This is a genomic window from Aeromonas sp. S18(2024) (assembly GCF_041402525.1).
In the GTDB taxonomy this organism is placed as follows: domain Bacteria; phylum Pseudomonadota; class Gammaproteobacteria; order Enterobacterales; family Aeromonadaceae; genus Aeromonas; species Aeromonas enteropelogenes.
Genome location: NZ_JBGLQV010000004.1, coordinates 237,615 through 261,582, shown reverse-complemented (window position 1 = coordinate 261,582; position 23,968 = coordinate 237,615). Strand labels below are relative to the sequence as shown.

Here is a 23,968-nt window from a genome sequence, read left to right as displayed (position 1 = left end):
TTCTCATACCTCATTGCCGCCCACGGCAACCCCTTGCCGCTTGTTACAATATGACCAATTGGCCCTCGATGGCACCCGCCTGCTGCAGCGCCTCGAGGATCGCCATCAAATCGCCGGGGGCCACCCCGACCTGATTCACTGCCCGCACCAGATCGTCCAGGGTCGCGCCGGTATCCAGCTTGAACATACGTCCCTCGGCCTGCTGCACATTGATGGTGGAGTTGTTGGTGACCGCCGTCTGGCCGCCGGAGAGCGGATTGGGCTGGGACACCTGCTGGTTTTCCGCGATGGTCACCGTCAGGCCGCCATGGCTGACGGCGGCCGGCTTGAGGCGTACCTCGCTGCCGATGACGATGGTACCGGTGCGGGAGTTGACGATGATCTTGGCCGCCTCGTTGGCCGGATCCACCTCCAGGTTCTCGATGGTGGCGAGATAGGAGACGCGCTGGCCCGGATCCCGCGGCGCATAGACCTGCACCGAGGTCGCATCGAGGGCCTGGGCCGTGTTGGGGCCGACCAAATCGTTGACCACGTCCGCCAGACGGCGGGCGGTGGTGAAGTCCGGGCGATTGAGGTTGAAGGTGATGGTATCCCCCTGGCTGAAGGAGTTGGGCACTTCCCGCTCCACGGTGGCGCCATTGGCGATACGTCCCACGGTCGGGGTGTTGATCACCACCTTGGAACCATCGGCCCCCTCGGCCCCCAGACCGCCAACCACCAGGCTGCCCTGGGCAACTGCATAAACCCGGCCATCCAACCCCTTGAGGAAGCTCTGCAGCAGGGTGCCACCACGCAGGCTCTTGGCCTCGCCGATGGCGGAAACGGTCACGTCTATGGTCTGCCCCGGCTTGGAGAAGGGTGGCAGATCGGCATGGATGGCCACCGGCGCCACGTCCTTGATCTTGGGCTTGATGTTGTCCGGTACCTTGATGCCGAAATTGTTCAGCATGGTACGGAAGGTCTGCTCGGTGAAGGCGTTGTTCTTCTCGCCGGTACCGGGCAGGCCCACCACCAAGCCATAGCCGATCAGCTGGTTGCTACGCACCCCTTCCACCGAGCTGATGTCCTTGATGCGGGCGGCGTAGGCCGCCCCCAGGGGCAACAGGCAGCAGAGCAGGGCCACAAGACGCAGTGACTTCATAACATCTCCTAGAGCGGCCACCAGGGACCATTGAAAAAGCTGGTGAGCCATCCCTGCTCCTGGCTATTGGCCAGATCACCGGTGCCGCCGTAATAGATGCGGGCATTCGCCACCTTCTGGGAGGAGACGCTGTTCTCCGAGGAGACATCCTCGGGACGAATGAGACCCGTGATGCGGATATATTCGTTGCCGTTGTTGAGCATGATCCACTTCTCGCCCCGCACCAGCAGGTTGCCATTGGGTAGCACCTTGGCCACGCTGACCGAGATGTTGCCTTGCAGACTGTTGCTCTGATCCGCCTTGGCCTGCCCCTTGAAGGCGCTGTTCTGGCCGATGTTGGCGGAGAGATCGTAGGGGCTGGCCGTCACCGGCACGCCACCCAGGGTGACGGTATCCAGGTTGAACTTGTTGTCCTTGCCACTCTGGGTGTTGGCCTTCTTGGACGCCGAGGTCGATTCGGCAAGTTCGATGGTGATGATGTCACCCACCTTGTGCGCCTTGATGTCCGAATAGATGCCATTGACCTGATCCGGTTGAAAAATGGCGCCGGTGGGTTTGACCGATACCGGCTCCGACTCCCCGTAGACGGGAGAAAACTCGGGGTCATCCGGTCTGGGTGTATAGGGCGTGGACGAACAGCCCCCCAGCACCAGTAATCCCAGCATCCATACGGCTTTCATTCTGGACCTCCTAATTAGGTTCGCTGGATCAGGAAGGACGTCATGGAATCGACGGCGGAGAGCACCTTGGAGTTCATCTCGTAGACACGCTGTGCCTGGATGAGATTGACCAGCTCCTCGGTCACGTTGACGTTGGAGGTCTCCAGCATGCCCTGTTTGATCACCCCGATCCCGTCAGCCCCGGCGGTGCCCTGAATGGCCGCGCCGCTGGACTGGGTCTCGACAAACATGTTCTCCCCCATCGGCTGCAGGCCGGTGGGGTTGACGAAATCCGAGATATTGATCTGGCCCACCACCTGGGAAGCACCATCGCCCTTGAGCTGGACCGAAACCTGACCATCCTCACCCACGGTGACGCTCTGGGCATCCTGCGGGATCTGGATTTCGGGCTGCAGGGGATAACCGTTGCCCGGGGTCACTATGGTCCCCTCGTCGTTCAGGGTAAACTGACCATTGCGGGTATAGGCGGCGCTGCCATCCGGCAACTGGATTTCGAAATAGCCGCGGCCGCTGATCATCAGGTCCAGCGAGTTGTCGGTAGTCTGGACGTTGCCCTGGCTGTGGTTCTTCTGGGTCGCAACCACCTTGGCACCGGCCCCCAGCATCAGGCCTGAGGGGAGTTCGGTATCCGCCGAGGAGCGGCCACCTGGCTGGTTGATGTTTTGATAGAGCAGATCCTCGAAGATGGCCCGCGACTTCTTGAAGCCGACGGTGCTGGCGTTCGCCAGGTTGTTCGAGGTGACCGAGATGTTGGTCTGCTGGGCATCCAACCCGGTCTTGCTGATCCAGAGTGCAGGATTCATGTAAAACTCCTTGATTAGCTGATACGCAGCAGCTGGGTTTGGGCCTCGTCATTTTCCTCGGCCGTCTTCATGATTTTGACCTGGGTTTCGAACTGACGTTGCAGCCGGATCAGGTTGGTCATCTCGTCAACCACATTGACGTTGCTCCCCTCGAGGGAGCCGGCAATCAGGCCAACATTGGCGGAGGCCGCCTCGTTCTGGCCATCCTTGCGGCGAAACAGGCCATCCTGCCCCTTCTCCACCGCATCAGCGGCCGGGTTGACCAGCTTGATCCGCTGGAAATCCTCCGGCAGGTTGGCGGCGGCCCCTTCGGGACGGCCACTGATGGTGCCATCCCGGTTGATTTCGATCTTTTCCATTGGCATCGGCAGCACGATGGGGCGGCCACCGTCATCCACGACGTTGAGCCCGGTCGAAGTCTGCAGATTGCCCGTGGCACTCACCTGGAGGTTACCCATGCGGGTAAAGGCCTCTCCCCCCTTGGGATCCTGTACCGCAATCCAGCCCGGGCCATCCACGGCCACGTCCAGATCCCGCCCGGTCGTCATCAGCATGCCGTGCTGCAGGTTCTGGCCCGGCCGCTCCGTCATGGCAAATACCCGTGACGGCAAGCCCTCGCCAAACGCCTGCATGCTTCTGGCCTGCTCAAAATCAGACTTGAAGCCGATGGTGTTGGCGTTGGCCAGGTTGTTGCCACGAACAGCCAAACTGTTCATGTTCTCCTTGGCCCCGGACATGGCGATGTAAAGCAGGTGATCCATGGGATCCTCCGTCAAACAGATGACTCTGAGGGGATAACTGCAATTTGGATGCCAACAGCGTAAATTTGGCTCGGTGACGGGATGATTTGCGGATAGTCGAAGGCGGGACAGAAAAGCGCGAGGCGCCTAAAGGCGCCTCGCTATCAGAGAGATCAGCGGATCTGCAATATGGTCTGTTGCAGTGAGCTGTTGACTTCCAGCGAACGGGAGTTGGCCTGGAAGTTGCGCTGCGCCGTGATGAGGTCCACCAGCTCGTTGGTCAGGTCAACGTTGGACTGCTCCAGTGCCGACGACTTGATGCTACCGAAGGTACCCGAGTTGGGCGTACCGGGCAGCGCATCGCCGGAGAGCAGGGATTGACGCCAGGAGGTGTCCCCCACCTGAGTCAGCCCCTGGGAGTTGGCAAACTTGGCCATGGCCACCATGGCGACCTTGACAGTGGTCGCGTTGCTGTAGGTGGCGGAGACGATGCCATCCGGAGTGATTTCGACCTTGGTCAGGCGACCGACGGTAGAGCCATCCTGTGTCAACTTGTTGACTTCGAACGGCGAGGCATATTGGGTGATGGTGCCCAACTTGATCTCCACCTGCTGGGTCGGATCGGCGCCGTTGGTGATGATGCCGGCACCACCGGCACCCAGCGCTTCGGTCGTGATGACGGCAGGGCTGGTCGGGGTGATCATCTTGCCATCGGCGCCGAACTGGATACGGGCACCCAGCGGTGCCTGGCTCAGGCCTGCCGCCATGGTCGGGGCTGAGCCACCGGCGATGTCGATGGGTTTGTCCCCTTCATACAGGTACATGCGCCAGGAGGTGGGATCGGCCGGCTTGGTCAGATCGGCCGGATCGGCCTCCTTGATGAAGTACTGGGTGATGGTATGGGGTTCACCCAGCGAGTCGTAAACCACCACTGAAGTCGAAGAGGAGTAGGTTTTCGAATCTTTCGGATCAAAGGTCGAGGCATCCGCGGCAGCATTACCCGCCGGCAGCGGGGTCGCTGTTGAAGGCAGGTTGAAGCTCGCTTCTATCTTGCTGGTCTGAACCGGCTCACCGGCCCGATCCGGGATCTGGATCGGCTTGGTCGCATTGATACTCACCGCCTTGGGGGTGCCGTCATCATTGATCTCGTAGCCTTGCAGATAGTGGCCCTGGTTATTGACCATGTAGCTGTTTTCGTTGAGCTTGAAAGCCCCGGCACGGGTGTAGGTGCGATCCAGGTTGGTCAGCCCGTCCGAGGTCACGAAGAAACCGTTGCCCTGGATGGCCAGGTCCAGCGAGTTGTTGGTGAACTGCAGCGCCCCCTGGTGGAACTGCTGCGCCACCGCACCGGTTGCCACACCGTTGCCGACCTGGGTCTTGGCGTTGACGAAGATGGAGTTGGCATAGACGTCAGCAAACTCGGCACGTGATTCCTTGAAGCCGGTAGTGTTGACGTTGGCGATGTTGTTAGCGGTGACGTTAAGGTCTTTCTGTGCCGCGTTGACACCACTTAAAGCGTTGTTAAATGACATGTTCAGCTCCTTAAATCACTGCTGAGGAATTAGGTGTAGTTGGTTGCGTGGGGGTTGTTTCAGGTTTGCTCTTGGTGCCGGAGATCTCCAGGATATCCGTCAGCAGGATGGACCCAAGCCCTTTGAGCTGAACCCGGGTGGGAGAAGCCGAGCTCCCCAGGGTCACACTCTCTACCTGGCCGTAAGTCAGTGCAGGTATGCTCTCCGATTTGCCACTGGCATCGGTACCACTGGCCTTGATCTTGTATTTGCCGGCCGCCACCGGATTGCCATCCTTGTCGGTGCCATCCCAGGTGAACGGCACGTTGCCCTGCTGCTCGCCGTTGATGACGAAATCCTTGATGACCTGGCCCTTTTCGTCCTCGACCGTGATCTTGAGGTTGGCCAATTTTTGCCCACCGACGGCAGCCACACCGGAGATCTGGCCGTTTGTATCCAGATAACCGGTGTCCGAGGGAATAAGGACACTCTGCCCCACCAGTGACGACGCCTGCAACGCCTGGCTGGAGGTCATCAGGTCGTTGAGGCTCCCCATCTGGGTCGACAGCTGGTTGATGGCATCCGACGTCGACATGGAGGTCATCTGCGACAGCGTCTGGGCGTTATCCACCGGTTTGAACGGGTCCTGATAAGAGAGCTGCATGGTGAGCAGTTTCAGGAATGACGCCTGATCCAGCTCTTTCTTCGGGGTCGTGCTCGTGCCCGATGTCTGGCTTGTCGTACTGACCCCGCCCAGCGTATTGGTGATATCAACCATGTGACAGCACTCCTATCAAGATTTGCCCAGATTCAACGTCTGCTGCAGCATCTTCTTGGCCGAATCTGCAACCTGAACGTTGGTCTGGTAACTGCGCGAGGCGTTGATCATGTCAGCCATCTCTTCCACCATGTTGACGTTGGGCTTGAAGATGAAGCCGTCTTTGTCCGCCATGGGATGGTTGGGGTTGTACTCTTTGAGCAGGGGAGCCTTGCTCTCGACTATCCCCTTCACCTCAACGCCGACTGACCCTTGTTTATCCGACATGGCCTGGTCAAGCTGGGCGGCAAAAATTGGCCGCCTGGCATGGTAAGTTGCCTCCACACTCGAACTGACGCTGTCTGCGTTGGCCATATTGCTGGCCACAGTGTTGAGTCGTACCGATTGGGCACTCATGGCCGAGCCTGCTATGTCAAAGACCTTGAACAAACTCATCACTGATCTCCTTTCAGGGCCTTGAGCAGGCCGCTGATCTTGCCATTCATGAATTCGAGGGAGGTTTGATACTCAAGGCTATTTCGCAAAAACTCGCTGCGCTCCTGCTGCACATCCACCGTGTTGCCATCACCGGTATCAGGTTGCAGTGGGTTGCGATACTGCACTGTGCCTGGCGCATCCATATTCAGGGCAAAGTGCTTCTCACTGGTGGTCGCCAGCCCAAAGCCCTGTTGATGCTGAGCCTCCTGCAACGCCTGAGCAAAATTGAGATCCCTGGCTTTGAAACCCGGGGTATCCGCGTTGGCAATGTTGCTGGACAACACCTCTGCCCGTTTGGCACGCACACTCAGGGTGTATTGGTGAACCCCGAATGCCTTGTCGAATGAAATAGCCATAGCACACCTCCTGCTTGGAGTATTTGTTAGCAAGAGCTATGCCAGAAAAGTTTCATATCAATAGAATGCCCAGACAGGCAATCCCCGGCTTGGCGGTGTGTTGCTCAAAGAGGCAGGCATACTGTCAGTCACGATCAAGCACAGACAGGCACAGGCAGATAAGAAATGAGGGAAGCTGTCGCTTCCCTCATTGATGGTTCATATGGTGCGAGAGGATCCCGCAAACCCTTGGATGGCGTGCCCCAGGGACTATTTGACCTTGTAGACAATCCCCGGATTGCAGCGGATCATCTCGAACCGATCGGTCAGCCCTGCCAGCGACTCAGACGCCCCCAGCATCAGGTAACCACCCGGGTTAAGGCTGGTGGCAAACTGGTTCAGGATCTTCGACTTCACTTCCGGCGCAAAGTAGATGAGTACGTTGCGGCAGAAAATAATGTCAAATTTGCCGAGCAGGCTGTAGCTCTCCAGCAGGTTGAGCGGTCTGAAGGTGGTCAATTTTCTGACTCGCTCAACCACCCGCATCTTGTTGTCGCCACAGGGCTCGAAAAACATCTTCTTGCGCTCGGGAGAGAGACCGCGCGCCAGCGCCAGGCTGTCATACACCCCTTCCTTGCACTGGTTTAGCATGGTAGTCGAAATATCGGTTCCCACGATCTGGACGCCGCCCGGCAGAGTGCCCGGCTTTTTCATCTGCTGCTCCAGCGCCGTCATGGCTATCGAGTAGGGTTCCTGTCCGGATGAAGAGGCCGCAGACCAGATTTTAACAGGGCGGCCACTCTTGCCCAGTTCGGGAAAGATCTTGTCGGTCAACAGCTGAAAGGGGTAGGTATCGCGAAACCAGAGGGTTTCGTTGGTGGTCATGGCATCAACTACCGCCATTTTCAGGTCACGCTCTCGCACACTCATTGCACGGGTAACCAGATCAGACAGACTCTCAATGCCAAACTGAGCCATCAAGGGTGAAAGACGGCTCTTCACCAGATACTGTTTGTTATCGCCCAGCACAATCCCGCTCTGTATCGCCAGAAAATTGCTGAACTGTTTGTATAAGTCGTCCGAAAGTGTCTTCATGCAGCTGTTCTTCTTTTATCAGAGTGCATTTTGTACGGCCTTAGCCAATTCATCGGGCTGGAACTTGGCAATAAAATTGTTCGCACCGACTTTCTGCACCATTGCCTGGTTGAATACTCCGCTGAGGGATGTATGCAGAATAACATGCAAATCCTTGAGGTTGGGATTATTCCGGATTTCAGCCGTGAAGGTATAACCATCCATTTCCGGCATCTCTATATCCGAAATGACCAGTGCAATCTGATCCTTGATCGGGCCATTTTTGGCCATCTCCAGCAACATGTTCAGTGCATCCCGACCATCTTTGGCCAGCACGCACTCCACCCCGATAGCCTGCAGCGCACGCTGCACCTGCTTGCGAGCAACAGAGGAGTCATCGGCCACCAGCACGGGACGACCCAGTGTCGGGTGTTCAACGCTCGCTTCCACCAACTCTTGGCTCACTTCAGTTGAGACAGGGGAGATCTCGTTCAGGATGCGCTCTACATCCAGTATCTCGACCAGCTCCCCATCCACCTCGGTGACGGCCGTCATGTAGTTGATACGACCCGCACCTTTGGGGGGCGGCAGAATGGACTCCCAGTTCATGTTGATGATGCGCTCGACCGAGTGCACCAGAAACCCCTGAATGGAGCGGTTGTATTCGGAAATGATGATAAAACACTTGCTCAGATCTTCGATGGGACGTTTGCCCATCGCCATGCTCAGATCGATGACCGAAATGGTCTGGCCACGAATGTGGGCGACCCCGCGAATGCAGGAATTCAATTTGGGCATCACGGTCAGAGGGGGACACTGCAGCACTTCACGTACTTTGAATACGTTGATGCCAAATCTTTGACGACCATTGAGACGAAACAACAACAACTCCAGCCGGTTTTGCCCCACTAGCTGGGTGCGTTGGTTGACCGAGTCCAGAATACTGGCCATAAACACTCCCTAAAAACGCTTGGCACTGTTCATGCATGCGTAATGGATTGCGTCAGACTATCGATGTAGAAACGAACAAATCCTGAAGCAATCATAGTTAATTTGGTGATATGCGTGGATAACTTATCGACCAACGAGCGAAAATGATTAATCGACTTTTACTCATCAGCCTTTTTTTCGGCAGCATCTCCTCCAGCTACGCGTCGGACGTCACCGATTACCTGCAAGAAAGAGCGCAAGAGTTCGTCTACGAGCAACTGGCTGTGCCGCTTGATGCCAGGGCGGAGGTCACTGCAGCGACCCTGGATGAACGTCTCCCGCTGACCCGTTGTGAAGACAGCCTGACTATATCCCTCCCAGCAAAAATGGAAATTCGCCGTAATACAACAGTTTACATGAAGTGCGAGGAAGACAAACCCTGGGATGTCTATTTACCTGTGCGGGTGAGCATCCAAAAACCCTATGTCACCGTCGCCAACCCGGTCGCAAAGGGGGATCTGCTGACCGAAAGCCAGCTGGTACTGGCCTATCTGGATCAGACCCTGATTCGGGGCGACTACCTCAGTGACACCACGGCCCTCATAGGTGTGCGCAGCAAGCGGGAGCTCAAGCCGGGGCAACCCGTCCGGTTAAGCCAGGTCTGCGTGGTGTGCAAAGGGGATCAGGTCACCCTGACCGCAGAAAATAACCACTTTGAAATCAAAACAATGGCCCGAGCCTTGCAAGATGGCAGCTTCGGAGAGATCATCAGGCTCGTCAACATTCGCTCCGGTAAAACCGTGCAGGGAAAGGTCAGCGCAGTGGGTGCCGTCACGGTCACTTTCTAATATCCGGATCGTCGACAACTTTTTTCTAAAGTTCTGACCTGGCGTACCGATAAACAGGTAAGCGAACCTTAAAGCAGACGAAGGTAATCAAAATGGCCATCAACAATATCAACAACTTGGCGAACAATCGGTTGCAAAATACCGGTAACAGCCAGGGAACAGGCAGCAAATCGGTTGCCTCTTCCCCCGACAGCAAGTCCACGGCGGTCAGACAGGATTCTGTCTCCCTGACCAACGAGGCCCAGCAATTGCAAAAGATGCAACAAAACCTCAATGCCGCCTCGACCGGCAATGAGAGCAAAGTCGAGCGCCTGAAAAAGGCCGTCGCCAGTGGCGAGTACCAAGTCAACAACGAAGCGGTTGCCCGCAAGATGTTCAGCTTCGAAACCAACCTGGACAAGATGCTGGGATGATGGACCTGCCTTCGTTACTGCACACTCAGGATGACTACCTCACCCGGATGCAAGGCATTCTGGAAGAAGAGTTCAACCTGCTCAAACAGCACCAGGCACTGGCCCTGCCTGAGCTGAGCGAGCGCAAACAACAGCTGCTGGGCGCCATCGAGGCGCTGGACAAGACCCTGGCAGCCTTGCCTGATCTGGCACAGCAGCTGGCTGCCTATCCAGACCAGATGGTACAGCTGCGGGAAAAACTGGATGCCTGCCAGAGCCAGAATGACATCAATGGTCGCCTGCTCGAGCTCAGCATCGTATCGAATCGCCGCCTCGCCGGCTTCTTGAGCCAACTGCGCGATCGCAACAGCCTAACCTATGACGCCAAGGGCAATACCCGCTCCGGGACCCGCTCCTACGGCATCAAGGCCTGATCTCCCCATCAGGCCTTTTGCATTTCTCCCGCTCGGCTAGAGCACCAGTCTCAGCAATTCCCTTCCGTCCGTACAGGCGTTGACCGTCAGTACGCCAGCGTCATAACGGCCATAACTGGCCGGCAAGTCGCCGCGCGGAAAACAGATAGACCCCGGATTCATCAAGATGCGCTCCCCCTGCCACTCCAGCACGGGCACATGGGTATGGCCGCTCAGAAACAGACTGCCCGCCGGCAAGGCGATGTCATCGGGATGATAAAGATGACCGTGGCTGACAAACCAGCGCCGCTCATCGACCAGCAACTGGTTGTAGGGGGCGGTAATGGGAAAACGCAACAGCATCTGATCCACTTCCGAATCACAGTTGCCTCTGACGGCCAGGATCTGCGGTGCCAGGCCGTTGAGCCGATCGGCAACCGTGGCCGGGTTATACCCTTCCGGTACCGGATTGCGCGGCCCATGGTTGAGCAGATCCCCCAGCAGCAGATAGTGATCCGGCTGCCAAGGCTCGAGCTGGGTCAGCACCCGCTCCAGGGCGATGATACTGCCGTGGATGTCGGAAATAATGGCAAGTTTCATGAAATGCTCCTCACTGCGGGCTGAAATAGAGATCCTTGGTGGCAATCGCCCCCTTCAGATTCTGGCTCGGCAATCCGCGCAAGGCGGGATCGACCAGACGCATCTGATTGTAGTGGTAGACGGGAATGACGGGCACCTCGTCGATCAGCAACTGTTCGGCATGCTGATAGAGCGCGCGCCGGCTCGACGCATCCAGGGTATTGGCCGCCTGCTCCAGCAAGAGGTCAAAGTCGGGATTGCAGTAACCGCTCTCGTTGCGCACGTCCTGGCAGCGGAAGCTGTTGAGCATGGAGGAAGGCTCCACGTAATCACCGAACAGGAAGGAGCGCGCCACCATGAAGTCGCCGCTGTCCTTCGCCACCTGATAGGCCGCCCACTCCATGTTGTTGAGTGTCACCTCCACCCCCAGCGGCTTCCACATGGCAGCGACCGCCAGAGCCAGCTTCTTGTGGTTTTCCGAGGTGTTATAGGTCAGGGTCAGCTTGAGGGGACGGGCGCGGCTGTAACCGGCCTCGGCCAGCAGTTCGGCGGCTTTGGCCAGCCGGGTCGGTTGATCCAGTGACGCCTGCGCCGGATGCAGGGCGTCATACCCCGGCATCTCGGGTAGCAGAGACCAGGCAGGCTGCTCGCCCTGGCCACTCACCTTGTCGGTCAACAGAGTGCGATCGATGGCCATAGAGAGCGCCTGGCGCACCCGCACATCCTGCAACTCAGGGCGGCGCAGGTTGAAGGTATAGAGATAAGTACCCAGCAGCGGCAGACCCCAGATCCGCTCGGGGGTGGCCTGCTTGATCTTCTGGTAATACTCGAGCGCCACCTTGTTGGTGAGCTGGATCTCCCCCGCTTCGTAGCGCAGCCGCTCCGCATGCTGGGAGGCGAGCGGCAGATAGGTCACTCGCTGGATGCGGGTATGGGCATCATCCCAATAGTGGAGATTGCGCTGCGCCTCGAGCCGTTCGTTGGGCACCCAGCTCTCCAGCTTGTAGGCGCCGTTGCTGACCAGCTTGCCGGGCTGGGTCCACTGCTTGCCAAAGCTGGCGATGGCCTTCTCGTTGACCGGCACGAAGGGGCGCTGGCTGATGAGCTGCAGGAAGTAGGGTACGGGACGTTCCAGCGTCACCTTGAGGATCTGATCGCTCTCTGCCTCCACCCCCAGCATGTCGGGTTCGAGCGCACCAGCGTAAATGGACTGGGCGTTGTTGATGCCGGTTGCCAGCAGAAGGCCCGCGGAAGGGGAACCTTGCGCCGGATCCAGCAACCGCCGCCAGGCGTAGACAAAATCCCGGGCCACCAGCGGCTCGCCGTTGGACCACTTGAGCTGAGGGCGCAGGAAGAAGCGCCACACCAGACCATCGTCACTGGTCTCCCAGCGCTGGGCCTGGGCGGGCACTATCCTGCCCTGGCCATCTTCATTGACCAGCCCCTCGAACAAATCCACCAGCACCACTTCGCCGGGAAAGCCGGAGCGCACCTGGGCAGGGTCGAGTGATTCGGGTTCGGCGCCATTGCCCTTGACCAGGGTCTGCCTGTCGGAAAGCTGAGGCTGCTGCTCAACCGGGGTAGCGTGTGCCAGCGGTCCGCTCAACACACCAATCAGGAAGGGAGAGAGCCAGCGTCGTGCCAGCCCGGGGGAAAGACCATACCGCATTACAACAACCTCGAATAAACCACTTGCAGGGGGGAAGGCCGACGGCGCGCCTGATGAATGCCTGATGCCGCCCTTGTTATCCCCGAAAACGCCCCGTATTGTATCGGGCTTGCCCGAGAGATGGAGTCTTTCGGGTTAATTTTTTCAGGAGTTTTTTATGGGGTATGAATGGCTGGCCCTTGCCTCGGCCAGTTTGTGGGCGGTAGCCGCCCTGATTTCGGTCACACCGGCCCGCCATCTGGGAGCATTTGCCTACAGCCGCTGGCGCATGTTCCTGGTCACCTTGATGCTCGGTACCATGAGCCTCTTCACCGGTGGCTGGCAGACGCTGTCGACCTCCACCCTCCCCTTGCTGGCGCTCTCCGGGCTGGTCGGCATCTTCATCGGGGATACCGCCCTGTTCGCCTGCATGAACCGGCTGGGCCCCAGACGCAGCGGTCTGCTGTTCTCCTGCCATGCGCTCTTCTCCGCCCTGCTTGGCCTGTGGCTGTTCAACGAGCAGCTCACCGGCTGGCGACTGCTGGGGGCCTTGCTGGTATTTAGCGGGGTGATGCTGGCGATCCTGTTCGGGCGACGTTCGAGCAGCGCATGGGAGCAGATCCGCGGCAGCCTGGCCGTGGGCATTGCCCTTGGCCTGACTGCCGCCCTCTGCCAGAGCGTGGGGGCCATCATTGCCAAGCCGGTGATGATGAGTGGCGAGGTGGACGCCGTGAGTGCCTCCGGGATCAGGATGGGCAGCGCTCTGCTGGCCCACTGCGCCCTGCGGCTGGTGCGCCTGCCCCTGGCCATGCCCCTCAAGCCCGTCACGCCGCGGATCCTCGGCATGATCGCCGTCAACGGCTTTCTGGCGATGGCCCTCGGGATGACCCTGATCCTGGTGGCATTGCGTGAAGGAGAGGTCGGCATGGTCGCCATTCTCTCCTCCACCACCCCTGTCATCCTGTTGCCGCTGCTCTGGTGGCACTCGGGGGAACGCCCCTCTGCGGCTGCCTGGGGCGGCGCCCTGCTGGCCACCTTGGGTACGGCGCTGGTGCTGGGCGTCAGTACGCTCTGACGCCCGAGACTTGACGCGGCGGGATCAGAACAGGGCGATCTCGTCGGCGGTCAATTCACGGTATTCACCGGGAGCCAGATCGTCATCCAGTTGCAGGCCGCCGACTCGCTCCCGGTGCAAGCCGACCACCTTGTTGCCGATGGCGGCAAACATCCGCTTCACCTGATGGTACTTGCCTTCGTGGATGGTCAGACGAGCTTCGCACTCACCCAGAATTTCCAGCTGGGCAGGGCGGGTCTTCTCAGTCTCGCTGCGCAGCAACACCCCTTCGGCAAACAGCGCGATGGCATCCGGGCTCACCGGATCGGCCAACCAGACGTGATAGGTCTTGGCACACTCGTGGCGCGGCGAGGTGATGCGATGGGACCATTGACCATCGTCGGTCACCAGCACCAGGCCTGTAGTATCGAGGTCAAGGCGACCCACTACGTGCAGCTTGCCCATGGCGGGTTCATCCATCAGGAAGAACACGGTCGGGTGATCCGGATCGTCGTTGGAGCAGACATAGCCTTCCGGCTTGTGCAGCATGAAGTAGCGGTTGCGCCGATCCAGGCTCAAGGTGACGCCGTCGAACTCAATCTGGCTCTCTTCATTGATGTGGAAGGCGGGCTGCTTGACCACAATACCGTCCACCATCACCTCTCCCTGGCGGATCAGTTTGCCCGCCAGCGAGCGGGTCAAATCGGAACAATCGCAAATAAATTTATCAAGCCGCATTCACAACCTCGGAGTCCAACAACGAAAGGGGCGTCATTATATCGGGCAGGGGCGACAACGCCACTGTTAAGGCGCGCGCAATTGTGACGAAGCCATTATCCGATGGTACACTGCAACGGTGCGGTTCATTGGCACGACCCCATAATAATAAAAGTCAGGAAGCACCATGAAGTCTCAAGCATCCTATCCCGTCATTCCCGTCAACAAACTCAAACCCGGCATGTATGTCATCGCCATCGCCAGTCAGACAGGCGGGATGGAGATTGCCCAGATGGGACTGGTGAGCAACCAGGCGCAAATCGACCATCTGATCCAACTGGGGGTACTGACGGTGCGTATCGATCTGGCCCGCAGCAAACTGGGCAGTGCCGACAGCGACGCCCTTGCTGCGCCGGATCCCGGCACCAGTACCACCCACGGCGAGCGCCATCTTCGCGGCAGCGGTGAAGGACGGGAGCTGAAGATCCGTCGCCTCTATCAGGAGGCCCGCGAACTGCAGGGCAAGTTCATCCGCCATCTCAAGGCTGGTGAACCCATCGACATCACCCCCCTCGCCGAAGTAGCCGAGGAGATGGTAGACACCATGTTCACTCACGGTGATGCCATGCTCTGCCTGGCTCGCATCCGCGCCAAGGATGCCTACCTGATGGAACACTCCATGAACGTGGCCATCCTGCTGGCCAACTTCGGCCGCTATCTGGGGCTGGAGCGCAGCGTTTTGAAGGAGTTGACCCTGGGGGGGCTGCTGCACGACGTGGGCAAGATCATGACCCCGGACGAGGTGCTGCACAAACCGGGGAAATTGACCGACGAAGAGTTCGCCATCATGCGCCAGCACGTGGTGCACAGCTACGGCATCCTGAAAAATACCAAGGGCATCACGGCCACCATGCTGGAGGTGGCCGCCAATCACCACGAGCGGCTCGATGGCAGCGGCTATCCCCGCAAGCTGAAGGGGGATCAACTCTCCCTCCATACCCGCATGAGCTGCATCGTCGATGTGTACGATGCCATTACCGCTGATCGGGTTTATAAAACCGGCATGCAGCCGACCCAGGCGTTTCGCATCCTGCTCAAGGGAATCAACCAGCACTTTGATGCCGAGCTGGTCACCAAGTTCATCAAATGCATGGGAGTCTATCCGGTGGGTACCCTGGTCATGCTCTCGAACCAGCGGCTGGCCATCGTGATGCAGCGCAACGAACAGCAGCCGCTCAAGCCGGTGGTCAAGGTGATCTATCATGCCACCCAGCGCCACTACCTCGAGGTGCAGTGGCTGGATCTGGCCAAAAGCAACGTGCAGGAGAGCATCGAAAGCACGGTCGATCCGAAAGAGTACGGCATCAACCTCGCCAACTTCTTCTGACATTCCCCCGGCTTGTCAGGACTGGCGCTGGCTGCCGAGCCAGTGCTGGATCAGAAACTCCTCATCCAGCGGCGAGAGATCAAAGCGCAAGCTGACCTCTTCAATCGCGGCGATATCGTATTCGTGATGCTCGCTGAGCCAGCGCACCGCCCGGCGCAGATCCTCGCCATGGGGGAGAAGCAGATGATCGCTCATGGGATACCTCCGACAAACCCGATGGTGGCCATCCAGATTGGCCACCTTCTTCCAGTCTAGTCGGCCGGCGACACGTCCCCTCCCCCGTCACTCCTTTTCGATTCAGCGGCCGAAGGCGCGCTGCCAATCCTGATCAAATTTGACCAGCGCCGCGTCCACCGCCGGCACATTGAGCAGTTGTTCCGCCACGTCGAGCGGCAGAGTGATGGACTGGCAACCCGCCAGCAGGCAGTCGAGGGCCTGGCGCGGGGTGCGGAAGGAAGCCGCCAGCACCTTGCTCTTGGGTGCGTGCAGCGCCAGCAGTTGCTGCAGCTCTTGCACAGTGGCGATGCCATCGCCCCCCTGGGCATCCAGCCGGTTGACATAGGGCGCCACGTACTCGGCCCCGGCCACCGCCGCCAGCCAACCCTGCAGCGGGGTATAGACGGCAGTCCCCAGGGTCGGCACCCCATTGGCCGTCAGGGTCTTGATGGCGGCTAACCCCTCTTCGCAAACCGGGATCTTGACCACCAGATCCCGATCCAGCTCCCGCAGCGCAAACGCCTCGCGCACCATCTCGGTCTCGCTCTTGGCCATCACCTGAGCAAACAGCCGCCCCTTGGGCCCCAGCACCTCGCGCAGAGCGGGCAACAACTCGGGCAACGGCATACCACCGGCAGCGGTGATGGAAGGATTGGTGGTGACGCCAGCCAGCGGCAGGATCCGTGACCAACGGCGCACCGCGGCCACATCGGCGGTATCGAGATACAACTCCATCTCTGACTCCTTTAGGTTGGGGTGTTCAATCTGCCGTCATTCTAGCGATAAAACATCCACAAAACTCTTGATCAAAATCAAATCAACTTTCGAACGAAAGCAAATAAAATAAAAACAAAAGGAGGCGGTATGATTTTCGACCTGCAACGTTACTCGACTCACGATGGCCCCGGCATTCGCACCCTGGTGTTTCTCAAGGGGTGCTCACTGGCCTGTCGCTGGTGTCAAAACCCGGAAAGCCGCTCTCCCAGACCGGACATCCTACTCGACCGGCGCCAATGCATCGAGGGATGCCAGCTCTGCAGCCAGGCCTGTCCGGCAATCTTGCGTGACACCCGGGGCATTCAGCTGGATCGTGCCGCCCTCGCTAAGCAGGACGTAGAGCGACTGCGCGAGCTCTGCCCAAGCGAGGCGCTGCAGGTGTGCGGCCGGGAAGAGAGTCTGGAAAGCCTCATGGCTACCATCTTGCGGGATCGCCCCTTCTTCGAGCGCAGCGGCGGTGGCGTCACCCTCTCCGGTGGCGAGCCCTTTATGCAGCCCGACTTCGCAGCCGCTCTGCTGGCCCGCTGCAAACAGGAGGGATTGCATACCGCGGTGGAAACCTGCCTGCACGTACCCTGGCACCAGATTGAGCCGAGCCTCCCCCACCTGGATTTGATACTGGCCGATCTCAAACACGTCGAGCAGGCGCGTTTCTTCGAGTGGACCCACGGCAAGGTGGCACGGGTGCAGGATAACCTCAAACGCCTCGCCGAGACCGGTATTCCCATGCAGATCCGGGTGCCACTCATTCCCGGTTTCAACGCCGACGAAGCCAGCATCGCGGCCATCGTCGACACCGCCGCGAGCCTTGGCAGCGTGCAGGAGATCCACTTTCTCCCCTACCACACCATGGGAATGGGCAAATATGCCCTACTGGATCAGCCCTATCAGGCCCCCAGCCAACCCCTGGATGCACCCGAATTGCTCGCCTTTGCCCATGATTGCGCCCGGCAACGGGGGCTGACCCCCATCACCCGGGGATAGGCACACCACCATGACGCAGACACAGACCCACCAGAGGATAAGATCATGACCCAGCTCGACCTCACCACCCTCACCCCACGGATCCGCGCCCACAAGGAGAGCCTGATCCACATAGTCCAGCCGCCGGTCTGCACCGAGCGGGCCCGCCACTACACACAAGCCTACCAGGCCCATCTCGCCCGCCCGCTACCGGTGCGCCGCGCCCTGGCGCTGGCCCACCACCTCAAGGAGCGCACCATCTGGATCAAGCACGACGAGCTCATCGTCGGCAACCAGGCAAGCCAGGTGCGCGCCGCGCCGCTCTTTCCCGAGTACACGGTCAGCTGGATTGAGAAGGAGATCGACGAGCTGGCAGACAGGCCAGGTGCCGGCTTTGCGGTGAGCGAAGAGGACAAGGAGGCTATCCACGCCCTCACCCCTTTCTGGCGTGGCCAGACGGTACAGGATCGCTGCTACGGCCTCTTTACCGATGAACAGAAGGGACTGCTGGAGAGCGGCATCATCAAGGCCGAGGGCAACATGACTTCGGGAGATGCCCACCTTGCGGTCAACTACGAGGAGCTGCTCACCCTGGGGCTTGATGGGTTCAAGGTCAAGGTGGCCGAGCGACGCGGCCGGCTGGATCTGGCTGACTGGGCGGATCTGCAGCGCGAGCAGTTTTTGCAGGCCGTTGCCATCACCCTCGATGCAGTGAGCAACCACATCGAGCGCTACGCGACCCTAGCTCGCGGCATGGCGGAGCAGGAATTGTGCGCCGAGCGCCGTGACGAGCTGCAGAGCATATCGCTCAACTGCGCCCATATCGCCCACCAGCCTCCCGAGACTTTCTGGCAGGCGCTGCAGCTGTGTTACTTCATCCAGCTCATCCTGCAGATTGAATCCAACGGCCACTCGGTCTCCTTTGGCCGGATGGACCAGTACCTCTACCCCTGGTATCGCCGCGAAGTGGAGCTGTCAGAATCCCTGCCGCGCGAGCACGCCATCGAGCTGCTGCAGGGCTGCTGGCTGAAACTGCTGGAGGTGAACAAGATCCGTTCCGGCACCCACTCCAAGGCCTCCGCCGGCAGCCCCCTCTACCAAAACGTGACGATTGGCGGCCAGATCTGGCGAGATGGCCAGGCCCATGACGCGGTCAACGGCCTCTCCTACGCGATTCTGGAGTCCTGCGGCCAGTTGCGCTCCACCCAGCCCAACCTCTCGGTGCGCTACCATGCCGGCATGAGCGAGGATTTCCTCGATGCCTGCATCCAGGTGATCCGCTGCGGCTTTGGCATGCCCGCCTTCAACAACGACGAGGTAGTGATCCCCGAGTTCATCAAGCTCGGCGTGAGCGTGGAGGATGCCCACAACTACGCCGCCATCGGCTGCATCGAGACCGCGGTGCCCGGCAAGTGGGGCTATCGCTGCACCGGCATGAGCTTCATCAACTTCGCCCGCATCCTGCTGGCTGCACTGGATGGCGGCCGCGATGCCACCACGGGCAAGATCTTCCTGCCCCAGCCGCAGTCGCTGCGGGAAGGATCATTTAGCAACTTTGACGAGGTGATGGCCCGCTGGGACGAGCAGGTGCGCTACTTCACCCGCAAGTCCATCGAGATCGACTGCGTGGTCGACAGCGTGCTGGAAGCGCAAGCTCACGACATCCTCTGCAGCACCCTGGTGGATGACTGCATCGAGCGCGGAAAGACCATCAAGGAGGGGGGGGCAGTCTATGACTGGGTCTCCGGCCTGCAGGTGGGGATCGCGAATCTGGGCAACAGCCTGGCGGCGCTGAAGAAACTGGTGTTCGAACAGGGCATGGTGGATCAACGCGAGCTGGCCAATGCGCTGGAACAGGACTTTGCGGGGCTCGCCGGCGAGCAGCTGCGCCAGCGCCTCACCAACGCGGCCCCCAAATACGGCAACGATCTGGACGAGGTGGATCTGCTGCTGGTACAGGCCTACCAAAGCTACATCGACGAGCTCAAGGGGTTGCACAACACCCGTTTCGGCCGCGGTCCCATCGGCGGCACCTACTATGCCGGCACCTCTTCCATCTCGGCCAACGTCCCCTTTGGCGCAGCCACCATGGCCACCCCGGATGGCCGTCATGCCCGCACCCCGCTGGCGGAGGGGGCAAGCCCCGCGTCGGGTTCGGATCGTCTGGGGCCAACGGCGGTGTTCAACTCCATCGGCAAGCTGCCCACCCCGGCCATCCTTGGCGGCGTGCTGCTCAACCAGAAGCTGAGCCCGGCGAGCCTTGAGAACGCACGGGACAAGGCCAAGCTGATGAGCCTGCTGCGCACCTTCTTCGAGGTGCACAAGGGGTGGCACGTGCAGTACAACATCGTCTCGCGGGAGACCCTGCTGGCGGCCAAGGCCAACCCGGATCAATACCGGGATCTGGTGGTGCGGGTGGCCGGTTACTCGGCCTTCTTTACGGCCCTCTCTCCGGATGCCCAGGACGACATCATCGCCCGCACCGAACACAGCCTCTGACAACGGACGGGGGGCCCATGCCCTCCCGCTTTTTTGGCAGAGGAGCACGCCACCTTTACCATGCCCCTGGTCCGGGCCATCCCGGCTCCACGGACAGAGGGCAAGATGTTATGATTGCCCGCCTGGCTCATATGTCGCTGCTTCAAGGCACATCGATGAGGCCGGACCCATGTTAGCGGCAAGCGCCAAGCGCTCCTGCCATCACCGACTCTTGTATGCGAGCCCCCATGAACCCACGCCACCAACAGATCCTCACCCTGGTCCATCAGGCCCGCAAGATGAGCGTGGCCGAGCTGGCGCAACATACCGGCGTGTCGGAAGTCACGGTGCGCAACGATCTCACCGCCCTGGAAAAACAGGGTCTGCTCAAACGGGTGCATGGCTCGGCCATGGCGCTGGAAAGCGATGACCCGGACGCCCGGATGAACATCAACTATCTGCTCAAAGAGCGCCTCGCCGAGCGGGCGGCCCAGCTGGTGGAAGATGGCGAGACGGTCTTTATCGAGGGGGGCAGCGCCAACGCCCTGCTGGCCCGCCACCTGGCCCTGCACAAGCGGGTCACCATCATCACCATCAGCAGCTATATCGCCCACCTGCTCAAAGACACCCAGGCCCAGGTAGTGCTGCTCGGCGGCCTGTTCCAGCACCAGAGCGAGAGCGTGGTGGGCCCTTTGACCCGCCTTTGCATCGAGCAGGTGCACTTCTCCAAAGCCTTTATCGGGGTCGATGGCTTTCACCCCGAGGTGGGATTCACCAGCCGGGACATGATGCGGGCCGATGTGGTCAACAGCGTGCTGGCCAAGGGAGTAACCAATGTGGTCATCACCGACAGCAGCAAGTTTGGCGCCATTCACCCGAGCCCCCTCGGCAAACCCGGCGAGATCGGCGTGCTGGTCACCGACGATGCCCTGCCTGCCCCCATGCGGGCGGCGCTCGCGGCGCGCGGCCTCACCCTGCACTGCGTCACGGCCTGAAGCCGCTAATCAGGCCAACCCCGGCGTCCCGCGCAGCCGGATGACTTGACGCCCGCCACCCTGCCCGGAGTATGCTCAACCCCTTGCGCCGCCCGCAGACAGACCACCTGTGGGCGGCGTCTCTCGCACAAGGACCCAAGATGCACATCAAGGATAAATGTCTGGCCGCCCTGGTCATCCTCTGCTGGGGGCTCAACTTCGTGGTGATCAAGTGGGGGCTGGAGGGGATCCCGCCACTGCTGCTGGGGGCGCTGCGCTTTATCGGCGTCGTCTTCCCCGCCATCTTGCTGGTACCAAGACCCGCTCTCCCCTGGCGCTGGTTGCTCGCCTATGGCGGCACCATCAGCCTGGGCCAGTTTGCCTTCCTGTTTTGCGCCATGAAATTCGGCATGCCGGCGGGCATGGCCTCCCTGGTGCTGCAATCCCAGGTGCTCTTCACCCTGTTGTTTGCCATGTTCTGGCTGGGGGAGCGCTGGCAACCCCACCACTGGGTTGCCCTGCCGCTGGCAGGTGCCGGGCTCTACCTTATCGCGACCCAGGGGGCGGGTAACCTGACCCTGCTCGGCTTTGCCCTGACCCTCTGCGCCGCAGCCTGCTGGGGCCTTGGCAACGTGATCAATCGCCAGATTGGTCTGCGCTATCAAGCCGCCCTGCCGAGCCTCATCGCCTGGGGTGGCCTGGTGCCCATTGTGCCGTTTCTCGCCCTCTCCTGGTTGTTCGAGGAGCCCGAACGCATCACGAGCAGCCTGCAACACATCAGCTGGCAGGGAGTACTCTGCGTGCTTTACCTCTCGCTGATCGCCACCTGGCTCGGCTACGGCCTGTGGGGGCGGCTGCTGATGCGCTACCCGGTGGCGCAGGTGGCTCCCCTCTCCCTGCTGGTGCCCTGCGTCGGCATGGTGGCGGCGGCCCTGTTGCTGGACGAACACCCCACCCCCTTGCAGTGGCTGGGCTCGGCCCTGGTGCTGCTCGGCTTCGTGGTGCACCTGCTGGGGGGACGGCTGCGCTGGTTGAGGCCACAGCCAACCCCTTGATTGCTTCGCGTTATTTGCCTCTGACCATTGACCCGCTCGGGGAAAATTTCCATGATGGCCCAATCCCCATCGGGAGTGGTGTCACCCATGAGTGATCTGCAGGATGCAGCCAACAGGAGAGCAAGGATATGCCATCGACCATCGCCGCCGGGGGGCGAGCCTTCCCCTATCTGATCCGCGCCACCGCCATCACCCTGACCCTGTGCTGGAGCCAGATTGGCTGGAGCGCCGCCCTGCCGGCCGATCTCACGTGGGAGAGCAACAACACGGATCCCGTCTATGGGGATCCGGCGGCCAAACGGGGCGGCACCTTCCACACTTTCATGACCAGTTTCCCGCTCACCCTGCGCGTCTACGGGCCCGACTCCAATGGCGGCTTTGCCGGCTATGTCAGGGAGACCAACCTACCTCTGCTCGGTACCCATCCGCTGACCGGCAATCCCATGCCGCTGCTGGCCAATGAGTGGGCCTTCGGACCCGACAACAAGACCCTCTATTTTCGCATCAACCCCAAGGCGCGCTGGTCGGACGGCAAGCCGGTCACCGCCGATGACTGGCTGTTCGCCCTCAAGATGCTGCGCAGCAAGGAAATCAACGACCCCTGGTACAACAACTACTACAGCACCCAGATAACCGACGTCACCAAATTTGATGATCATACCCTGGCCATCACCAGCGGCAGCGAGAAGAGCCGGCAAGATTTGCTGGACTCCCTGCCCTTCACCCCGGTACCGAGCCACGCCATCAAGCTCACCGCCAACTGGGTCAAGGAGTACAACTGGAAGGTCTTGCCGGTCACCGGCGCCTACCGGATCGGCGAGGTGAAAAAGGGCAAGTCCATCACCCTGGAGCGGGTCAAGGATTGGTGGGGAGATGAGGAGCGCTACTTTCAGTATCGCTTCAACCCGGACAGGATCGAGATCAAGGTACTGCGGGATCAGAACATCGCCTGGCAGCACTTTCTGCGCGGCGATCTCGACACCTTTGGCCTGACCATGCCCAACTGGTGGCACGACAAGACCAAGGTTCCCGAGTTCGAGAAGGGCTATATCGAGCGGACCTGGTTCTATAACCAGACCCCGCAATCTCCCATGGGGCTCTACCTCAACACGGCGGATCCCTTGCTGCGAGATCTCAACGTGCGGCTCGGCATCCAGTACGCCCTCAACCTCGACAAGATGCTCAGCACCCTGCTGCGGGGAGATTATCAGCGTCTCAACAGTTACGGCTCGGGCCAGGGGGATTTTACCAATACCGAGATCAAGGCGCGCCCCTTCGACCCCAAACTCGCCCGGGAATACTTTGCCAAGGCTGGCTTCAGCAAGGCGGGGCCAAACGGGATCTTGCAGGATGACAAGGGACAACCGCTGACCCTGACCATCACCTACACTACGGCGGAACATGCCCAGCGCCTGACCCTGCTGCGCGAAGAGGCGAAAAAGGCGGGACTCAATCTCGAGCTCAACCTGATGGATGCCTCGGCCGGCTTCAAATCCATGCTGGAGAAGAAACACCAGAGTGCCTGGATGGCCTGGAGCGGTGGCCGTTATCCTGCGTATTGGGAGTTTTTCCACAAGGTCAACGCCAACAAGCCCCAGACCAACAACATCATGAACATAGATGATGACGCAATCTCGACCCTGGTGGAACAGTACGACAAGGAGTTCGACTTCGCCAAAAAAGCGGCACTGTCACGGCAGATCCAGCAGCGGCTCTATGAGCTGGCCAGCTTCGTGCCAGCCTATCAGGTGCCCTATACCCGGGAAGGGGCCTGGCGCTGGATAAAGCTGCCCAAGGTGCCCGCCACGCCCAAGAGCGAACTGCTCTACTGGCCCCTCGATGGAGGCAACAGTGGCTACAGTTACGGCGGTCTGCTGTGGATTGACGAGGCCCTGAAAACCGAGACGAAGGCGGCCATCAAGCGTGGCCAGACTTTCCCCCCGGTCGTGCGAATAGACAAAACCTACCTGCAGCCTTGAACGCCCCTATCCCCCAACA

25 protein-coding genes are annotated in these 23,968 nt (G+C 60.1%); 10 read left to right on the top strand and 15 right to left on the bottom strand.

Translation table 11 applies throughout. The features are described 5' to 3' along the window. Positions 1-43 precede the first annotated feature (43 nt). From ACB034_RS09685 to ACB034_RS09640, 10 genes are all read right to left on the bottom strand, one after another. Positions 44-1,141: a flagellar basal body P-ring protein FlgI gene (locus ACB034_RS09685; RefSeq protein ID WP_061475498.1), complete on the bottom strand. Its 1,098-nt coding sequence runs from the start codon at positions 1,139-1,141 to the stop codon at positions 44-46. Between the two features lie 8 nt (positions 1,142-1,149). Next, the gene (gene flgH / locus ACB034_RS09680) at positions 1,150-1,821 is read right to left on the bottom strand and encodes a flagellar basal body L-ring protein FlgH (protein ID WP_026456464.1); all 672 of its coding nucleotides are present in this window, start codon (positions 1,819-1,821) and stop codon (positions 1,150-1,152) included. A 14-nt stretch (positions 1,822-1,835) separates the two neighbouring features. Beyond that, on the bottom strand, positions 1,836-2,624 hold the full coding sequence (gene flgG / locus ACB034_RS09675) for a flagellar basal-body rod protein FlgG (protein WP_026456463.1): 789 nt from the start codon (positions 2,622-2,624) through the stop codon (positions 1,836-1,838). Positions 2,625-2,638: 14 nt separating this feature from the next. Continuing rightward, positions 2,639-3,385, bottom strand: coding sequence for a flagellar basal-body rod protein FlgF (flgF, locus tag ACB034_RS09670; RefSeq protein ID WP_026456462.1), 747 nt, complete (start codon positions 3,383-3,385; stop codon positions 2,639-2,641). A 152-nt stretch (positions 3,386-3,537) separates the two neighbouring features. Beyond that, entirely contained in the window at positions 3,538-4,896 is a 1,359-nt protein-coding gene (gene flgE / locus ACB034_RS09665) for a flagellar hook protein FlgE (protein ID WP_371172705.1), read from the bottom strand. 10 nt (positions 4,897-4,906) lie between these two features. Further along, positions 4,907-5,653 carry a flagellar hook assembly protein FlgD gene (locus ACB034_RS09660; RefSeq protein ID WP_371172704.1) on the bottom strand — a complete coding sequence of 249 codons (747 nt, stop codon included), beginning with the start codon at positions 5,651-5,653 and terminating at the stop codon, positions 4,907-4,909. Positions 5,654-5,668: 15 nt separating this feature from the next. Then, entirely contained in the window at positions 5,669-6,088 is a 420-nt protein-coding gene (gene flgC / locus ACB034_RS09655; RefSeq protein WP_026456459.1) for a flagellar basal body rod protein FlgC, read from the bottom strand. Beyond that, the gene (flgB, locus tag ACB034_RS09650) at positions 6,088-6,486 is read right to left on the bottom strand and encodes a flagellar basal body rod protein FlgB (protein WP_026456458.1); all 399 of its coding nucleotides are present in this window, start codon (positions 6,484-6,486) and stop codon (positions 6,088-6,090) included. The genes flgC and flgB overlap by 1 nt, the downstream gene beginning before the upstream one ends. 249 nt (positions 6,487-6,735) lie before the next feature. Next, complete coding sequence (locus ACB034_RS09645; protein ID WP_042025440.1) at positions 6,736-7,560, bottom strand: protein-glutamate O-methyltransferase CheR; 825 nt, start codon at positions 7,558-7,560, stop codon at positions 6,736-6,738. 18 nt (positions 7,561-7,578) lie between these two features. Beyond that, complete coding sequence (locus tag ACB034_RS09640; RefSeq protein ID WP_042025439.1) at positions 7,579-8,490, bottom strand: chemotaxis protein CheV; 912 nt, start codon at positions 8,488-8,490, stop codon at positions 7,579-7,581. 143 nt (positions 8,491-8,633) lie between these two features. On the opposite strand from ACB034_RS09640, the gene flgA reads away from it, so the two are divergent. The 3 genes from flgA (at position 8,634) to ACB034_RS09625 (ending at position 10,143) form a co-directional block, all read left to right on the top strand. Next, positions 8,634-9,317 (top strand): flagellar basal body P-ring formation chaperone FlgA, encoded by a 684-nt coding sequence (gene flgA / locus ACB034_RS09635; RefSeq protein ID WP_124239744.1) that lies wholly within the window; start codon positions 8,634-8,636, stop codon positions 9,315-9,317. 92 nt (positions 9,318-9,409) lie between these two features. After that, positions 9,410-9,730, top strand: coding sequence for a flagellar biosynthesis anti-sigma factor FlgM (gene flgM, locus ACB034_RS09630; RefSeq protein WP_026457620.1), 321 nt, complete (start codon positions 9,410-9,412; stop codon positions 9,728-9,730). Continuing rightward, entirely contained in the window at positions 9,727-10,143 is a 417-nt protein-coding gene (locus ACB034_RS09625; RefSeq protein ID WP_042071981.1) for a flagella synthesis protein FlgN, read from the top strand. The genes flgM and ACB034_RS09625 overlap by 4 nt, the downstream gene beginning before the upstream one ends. A 36-nt stretch (positions 10,144-10,179) precedes the next feature. Here the strand turns inward: ACB034_RS09625 and yfcE are convergent, their stop codons facing one another. Both yfcE and ACB034_RS09615 read right to left on the bottom strand, forming a co-directional pair. After that, on the bottom strand, positions 10,180-10,722 hold the full coding sequence (gene yfcE, locus ACB034_RS09620) for a phosphodiesterase (protein WP_371172703.1): 543 nt from the start codon (positions 10,720-10,722) through the stop codon (positions 10,180-10,182). 10 nt (positions 10,723-10,732) lie between these two features. After that, on the bottom strand, positions 10,733-12,370 hold the full coding sequence (locus ACB034_RS09615) for a peptide ABC transporter substrate-binding protein (RefSeq protein ID WP_371172702.1): 1,638 nt from the start codon (positions 12,368-12,370) through the stop codon (positions 10,733-10,735). A gap of 157 nt (positions 12,371-12,527) precedes the next feature. Here ACB034_RS09615 and ACB034_RS09610 point away from each other — a divergent pair, with 157 nt between their 5' ends. Next, entirely contained in the window at positions 12,528-13,424 is an 897-nt protein-coding gene (locus ACB034_RS09610) for a DMT family transporter (protein ID WP_216991997.1), read from the top strand. Positions 13,425-13,448: 24 nt separating this feature from the next. Here the strand turns inward: ACB034_RS09610 and rsuA are convergent, their stop codons facing one another. Continuing rightward, positions 13,449-14,141 carry a 16S rRNA pseudouridine(516) synthase RsuA gene (rsuA, locus tag ACB034_RS09605; protein ID WP_216991996.1) on the bottom strand — a complete coding sequence of 231 codons (693 nt, stop codon included), beginning with the start codon at positions 14,139-14,141 and terminating at the stop codon, positions 13,449-13,451. A gap of 166 nt (positions 14,142-14,307) precedes the next feature. Between rsuA and ACB034_RS09600 the strand changes: the two genes are divergently transcribed. Next, positions 14,308-15,507, top strand: coding sequence for an HD-GYP domain-containing protein (locus tag ACB034_RS09600; protein ID WP_061475500.1), 1,200 nt, complete (start codon positions 14,308-14,310; stop codon positions 15,505-15,507). A gap of 15 nt (positions 15,508-15,522) precedes the next feature. On the opposite strand, the gene ACB034_RS09595 is transcribed toward ACB034_RS09600, so the two are convergent. Both ACB034_RS09595 and fsa read right to left on the bottom strand, forming a co-directional pair. Continuing rightward, complete coding sequence (locus tag ACB034_RS09595; RefSeq protein WP_026457583.1) at positions 15,523-15,702, bottom strand: hypothetical protein; 180 nt, start codon at positions 15,700-15,702, stop codon at positions 15,523-15,525. A gap of 102 nt (positions 15,703-15,804) precedes the next feature. Continuing rightward, a complete protein-coding gene (gene fsa / locus ACB034_RS09590) occupies positions 15,805-16,458 on the bottom strand; it encodes a fructose-6-phosphate aldolase (RefSeq protein ID WP_042071985.1) in 654 nt (217 codons plus the stop codon). A gap of 129 nt (positions 16,459-16,587) precedes the next feature. Here fsa and ACB034_RS09585 point away from each other — a divergent pair, with 129 nt between their 5' ends. The 5 genes from ACB034_RS09585 (at position 16,588) to ACB034_RS09565 (ending at position 23,949) form a co-directional block, all read left to right on the top strand. Further along, positions 16,588-17,484 (top strand): glycyl-radical enzyme activating protein, encoded by an 897-nt coding sequence (locus ACB034_RS09585; RefSeq protein ID WP_223380276.1) that lies wholly within the window; start codon positions 16,588-16,590, stop codon positions 17,482-17,484. 45 nt (positions 17,485-17,529) lie between these two features. Beyond that, positions 17,530-19,962 carry a formate C-acetyltransferase/glycerol dehydratase family glycyl radical enzyme gene (locus ACB034_RS09580; RefSeq protein ID WP_371172701.1) on the top strand — a complete coding sequence of 811 codons (2,433 nt, stop codon included), beginning with the start codon at positions 17,530-17,532 and terminating at the stop codon, positions 19,960-19,962. A 227-nt stretch (positions 19,963-20,189) separates the two neighbouring features. Continuing rightward, positions 20,190-20,936, top strand: coding sequence for a DNA-binding transcriptional regulator YciT (locus ACB034_RS09575; RefSeq protein WP_042025426.1), 747 nt, complete (start codon positions 20,190-20,192; stop codon positions 20,934-20,936). Positions 20,937-21,076: 140 nt separating this feature from the next. After that, positions 21,077-21,970 (top strand): EamA family transporter, encoded by an 894-nt coding sequence (locus ACB034_RS09570; RefSeq protein WP_371172700.1) that lies wholly within the window; start codon positions 21,077-21,079, stop codon positions 21,968-21,970. A gap of 128 nt (positions 21,971-22,098) precedes the next feature. After that, positions 22,099-23,949: an extracellular solute-binding protein gene (locus tag ACB034_RS09565; protein WP_371172699.1), complete on the top strand. Its 1,851-nt coding sequence runs from the start codon at positions 22,099-22,101 to the stop codon at positions 23,947-23,949. The last annotated feature ends 19 nt before the right edge of the window (positions 23,950-23,968 follow it).

Bases quoted from the DNA above. Each gene is read 5' to 3' on its own strand.
- ACB034_RS09685 (WP_061475498.1), bottom strand. From the start codon at position 1,141: ATGAAGTCACTGCGTCTTGTGGCCCTGCTCTGCTGCCTGTTGCCCCTG.
- flgH (WP_026456464.1), bottom strand. From the start codon at position 1,821: ATGAAAGCCGTATGGATGCTGGGATTACTGGTGCTGGGGGGCTGTTCG.
- flgG (WP_026456463.1), bottom strand. From the start codon at position 2,624: ATGAATCCTGCACTCTGGATCAGCAAGACCGGGTTGGATGCCCAGCAG.
- flgF (WP_026456462.1), bottom strand. From the start codon at position 3,385: ATGGATCACCTGCTTTACATCGCCATGTCCGGGGCCAAGGAGAACATG.
- flgE (WP_371172705.1), bottom strand. From the start codon at position 4,896: ATGTCATTTAACAACGCTTTAAGTGGTGTCAACGCGGCACAGAAAGAC.
- ACB034_RS09660 (WP_371172704.1), bottom strand. From the start codon at position 5,653: ATGGTTGATATCACCAATACGCTGGGCGGGGTCAGTACGACAAGCCAG.
- flgC (WP_026456459.1), bottom strand. From the start codon at position 6,088: ATGAGTTTGTTCAAGGTCTTTGACATAGCAGGCTCGGCCATGAGTGCC.
- flgB (WP_026456458.1), bottom strand. From the start codon at position 6,486: ATGGCTATTTCATTCGACAAGGCATTCGGGGTTCACCAATACACCCTG.
- ACB034_RS09645 (WP_042025440.1), bottom strand. From the start codon at position 7,560: ATGAAGACACTTTCGGACGACTTATACAAACAGTTCAGCAATTTTCTG.
- ACB034_RS09640 (WP_042025439.1), bottom strand. From the start codon at position 8,490: ATGGCCAGTATTCTGGACTCGGTCAACCAACGCACCCAGCTAGTGGGG.
- flgA (WP_124239744.1), top strand. From the start codon at position 8,634: ATGATTAATCGACTTTTACTCATCAGCCTTTTTTTCGGCAGCATCTCC.
- flgM (WP_026457620.1), top strand. From the start codon at position 9,410: ATGGCCATCAACAATATCAACAACTTGGCGAACAATCGGTTGCAAAAT.
- ACB034_RS09625 (WP_042071981.1), top strand. From the start codon at position 9,727: ATGATGGACCTGCCTTCGTTACTGCACACTCAGGATGACTACCTCACC.
- yfcE (WP_371172703.1), bottom strand. From the start codon at position 10,722: ATGAAACTTGCCATTATTTCCGACATCCACGGCAGTATCATCGCCCTG.
- ACB034_RS09615 (WP_371172702.1), bottom strand. From the start codon at position 12,370: ATGCGGTATGGTCTTTCCCCCGGGCTGGCACGACGCTGGCTCTCTCCC.
- ACB034_RS09610 (WP_216991997.1), top strand. From the start codon at position 12,528: ATGGGGTATGAATGGCTGGCCCTTGCCTCGGCCAGTTTGTGGGCGGTA.
- rsuA (WP_216991996.1), bottom strand. From the start codon at position 14,141: ATGCGGCTTGATAAATTTATTTGCGATTGTTCCGATTTGACCCGCTCG.
- ACB034_RS09600 (WP_061475500.1), top strand. From the start codon at position 14,308: ATGAAGTCTCAAGCATCCTATCCCGTCATTCCCGTCAACAAACTCAAA.
- ACB034_RS09595 (WP_026457583.1), bottom strand. From the start codon at position 15,702: ATGAGCGATCATCTGCTTCTCCCCCATGGCGAGGATCTGCGCCGGGCG.
- fsa (WP_042071985.1), bottom strand. From the start codon at position 16,458: ATGGAGTTGTATCTCGATACCGCCGATGTGGCCGCGGTGCGCCGTTGG.
- ACB034_RS09585 (WP_223380276.1), top strand. From the start codon at position 16,588: ATGATTTTCGACCTGCAACGTTACTCGACTCACGATGGCCCCGGCATT.
- ACB034_RS09580 (WP_371172701.1), top strand. From the start codon at position 17,530: ATGACCCAGCTCGACCTCACCACCCTCACCCCACGGATCCGCGCCCAC.
- ACB034_RS09575 (WP_042025426.1), top strand. From the start codon at position 20,190: ATGAACCCACGCCACCAACAGATCCTCACCCTGGTCCATCAGGCCCGC.
- ACB034_RS09570 (WP_371172700.1), top strand. From the start codon at position 21,077: ATGCACATCAAGGATAAATGTCTGGCCGCCCTGGTCATCCTCTGCTGG.
- ACB034_RS09565 (WP_371172699.1), top strand. From the start codon at position 22,099: ATGCCATCGACCATCGCCGCCGGGGGGCGAGCCTTCCCCTATCTGATC.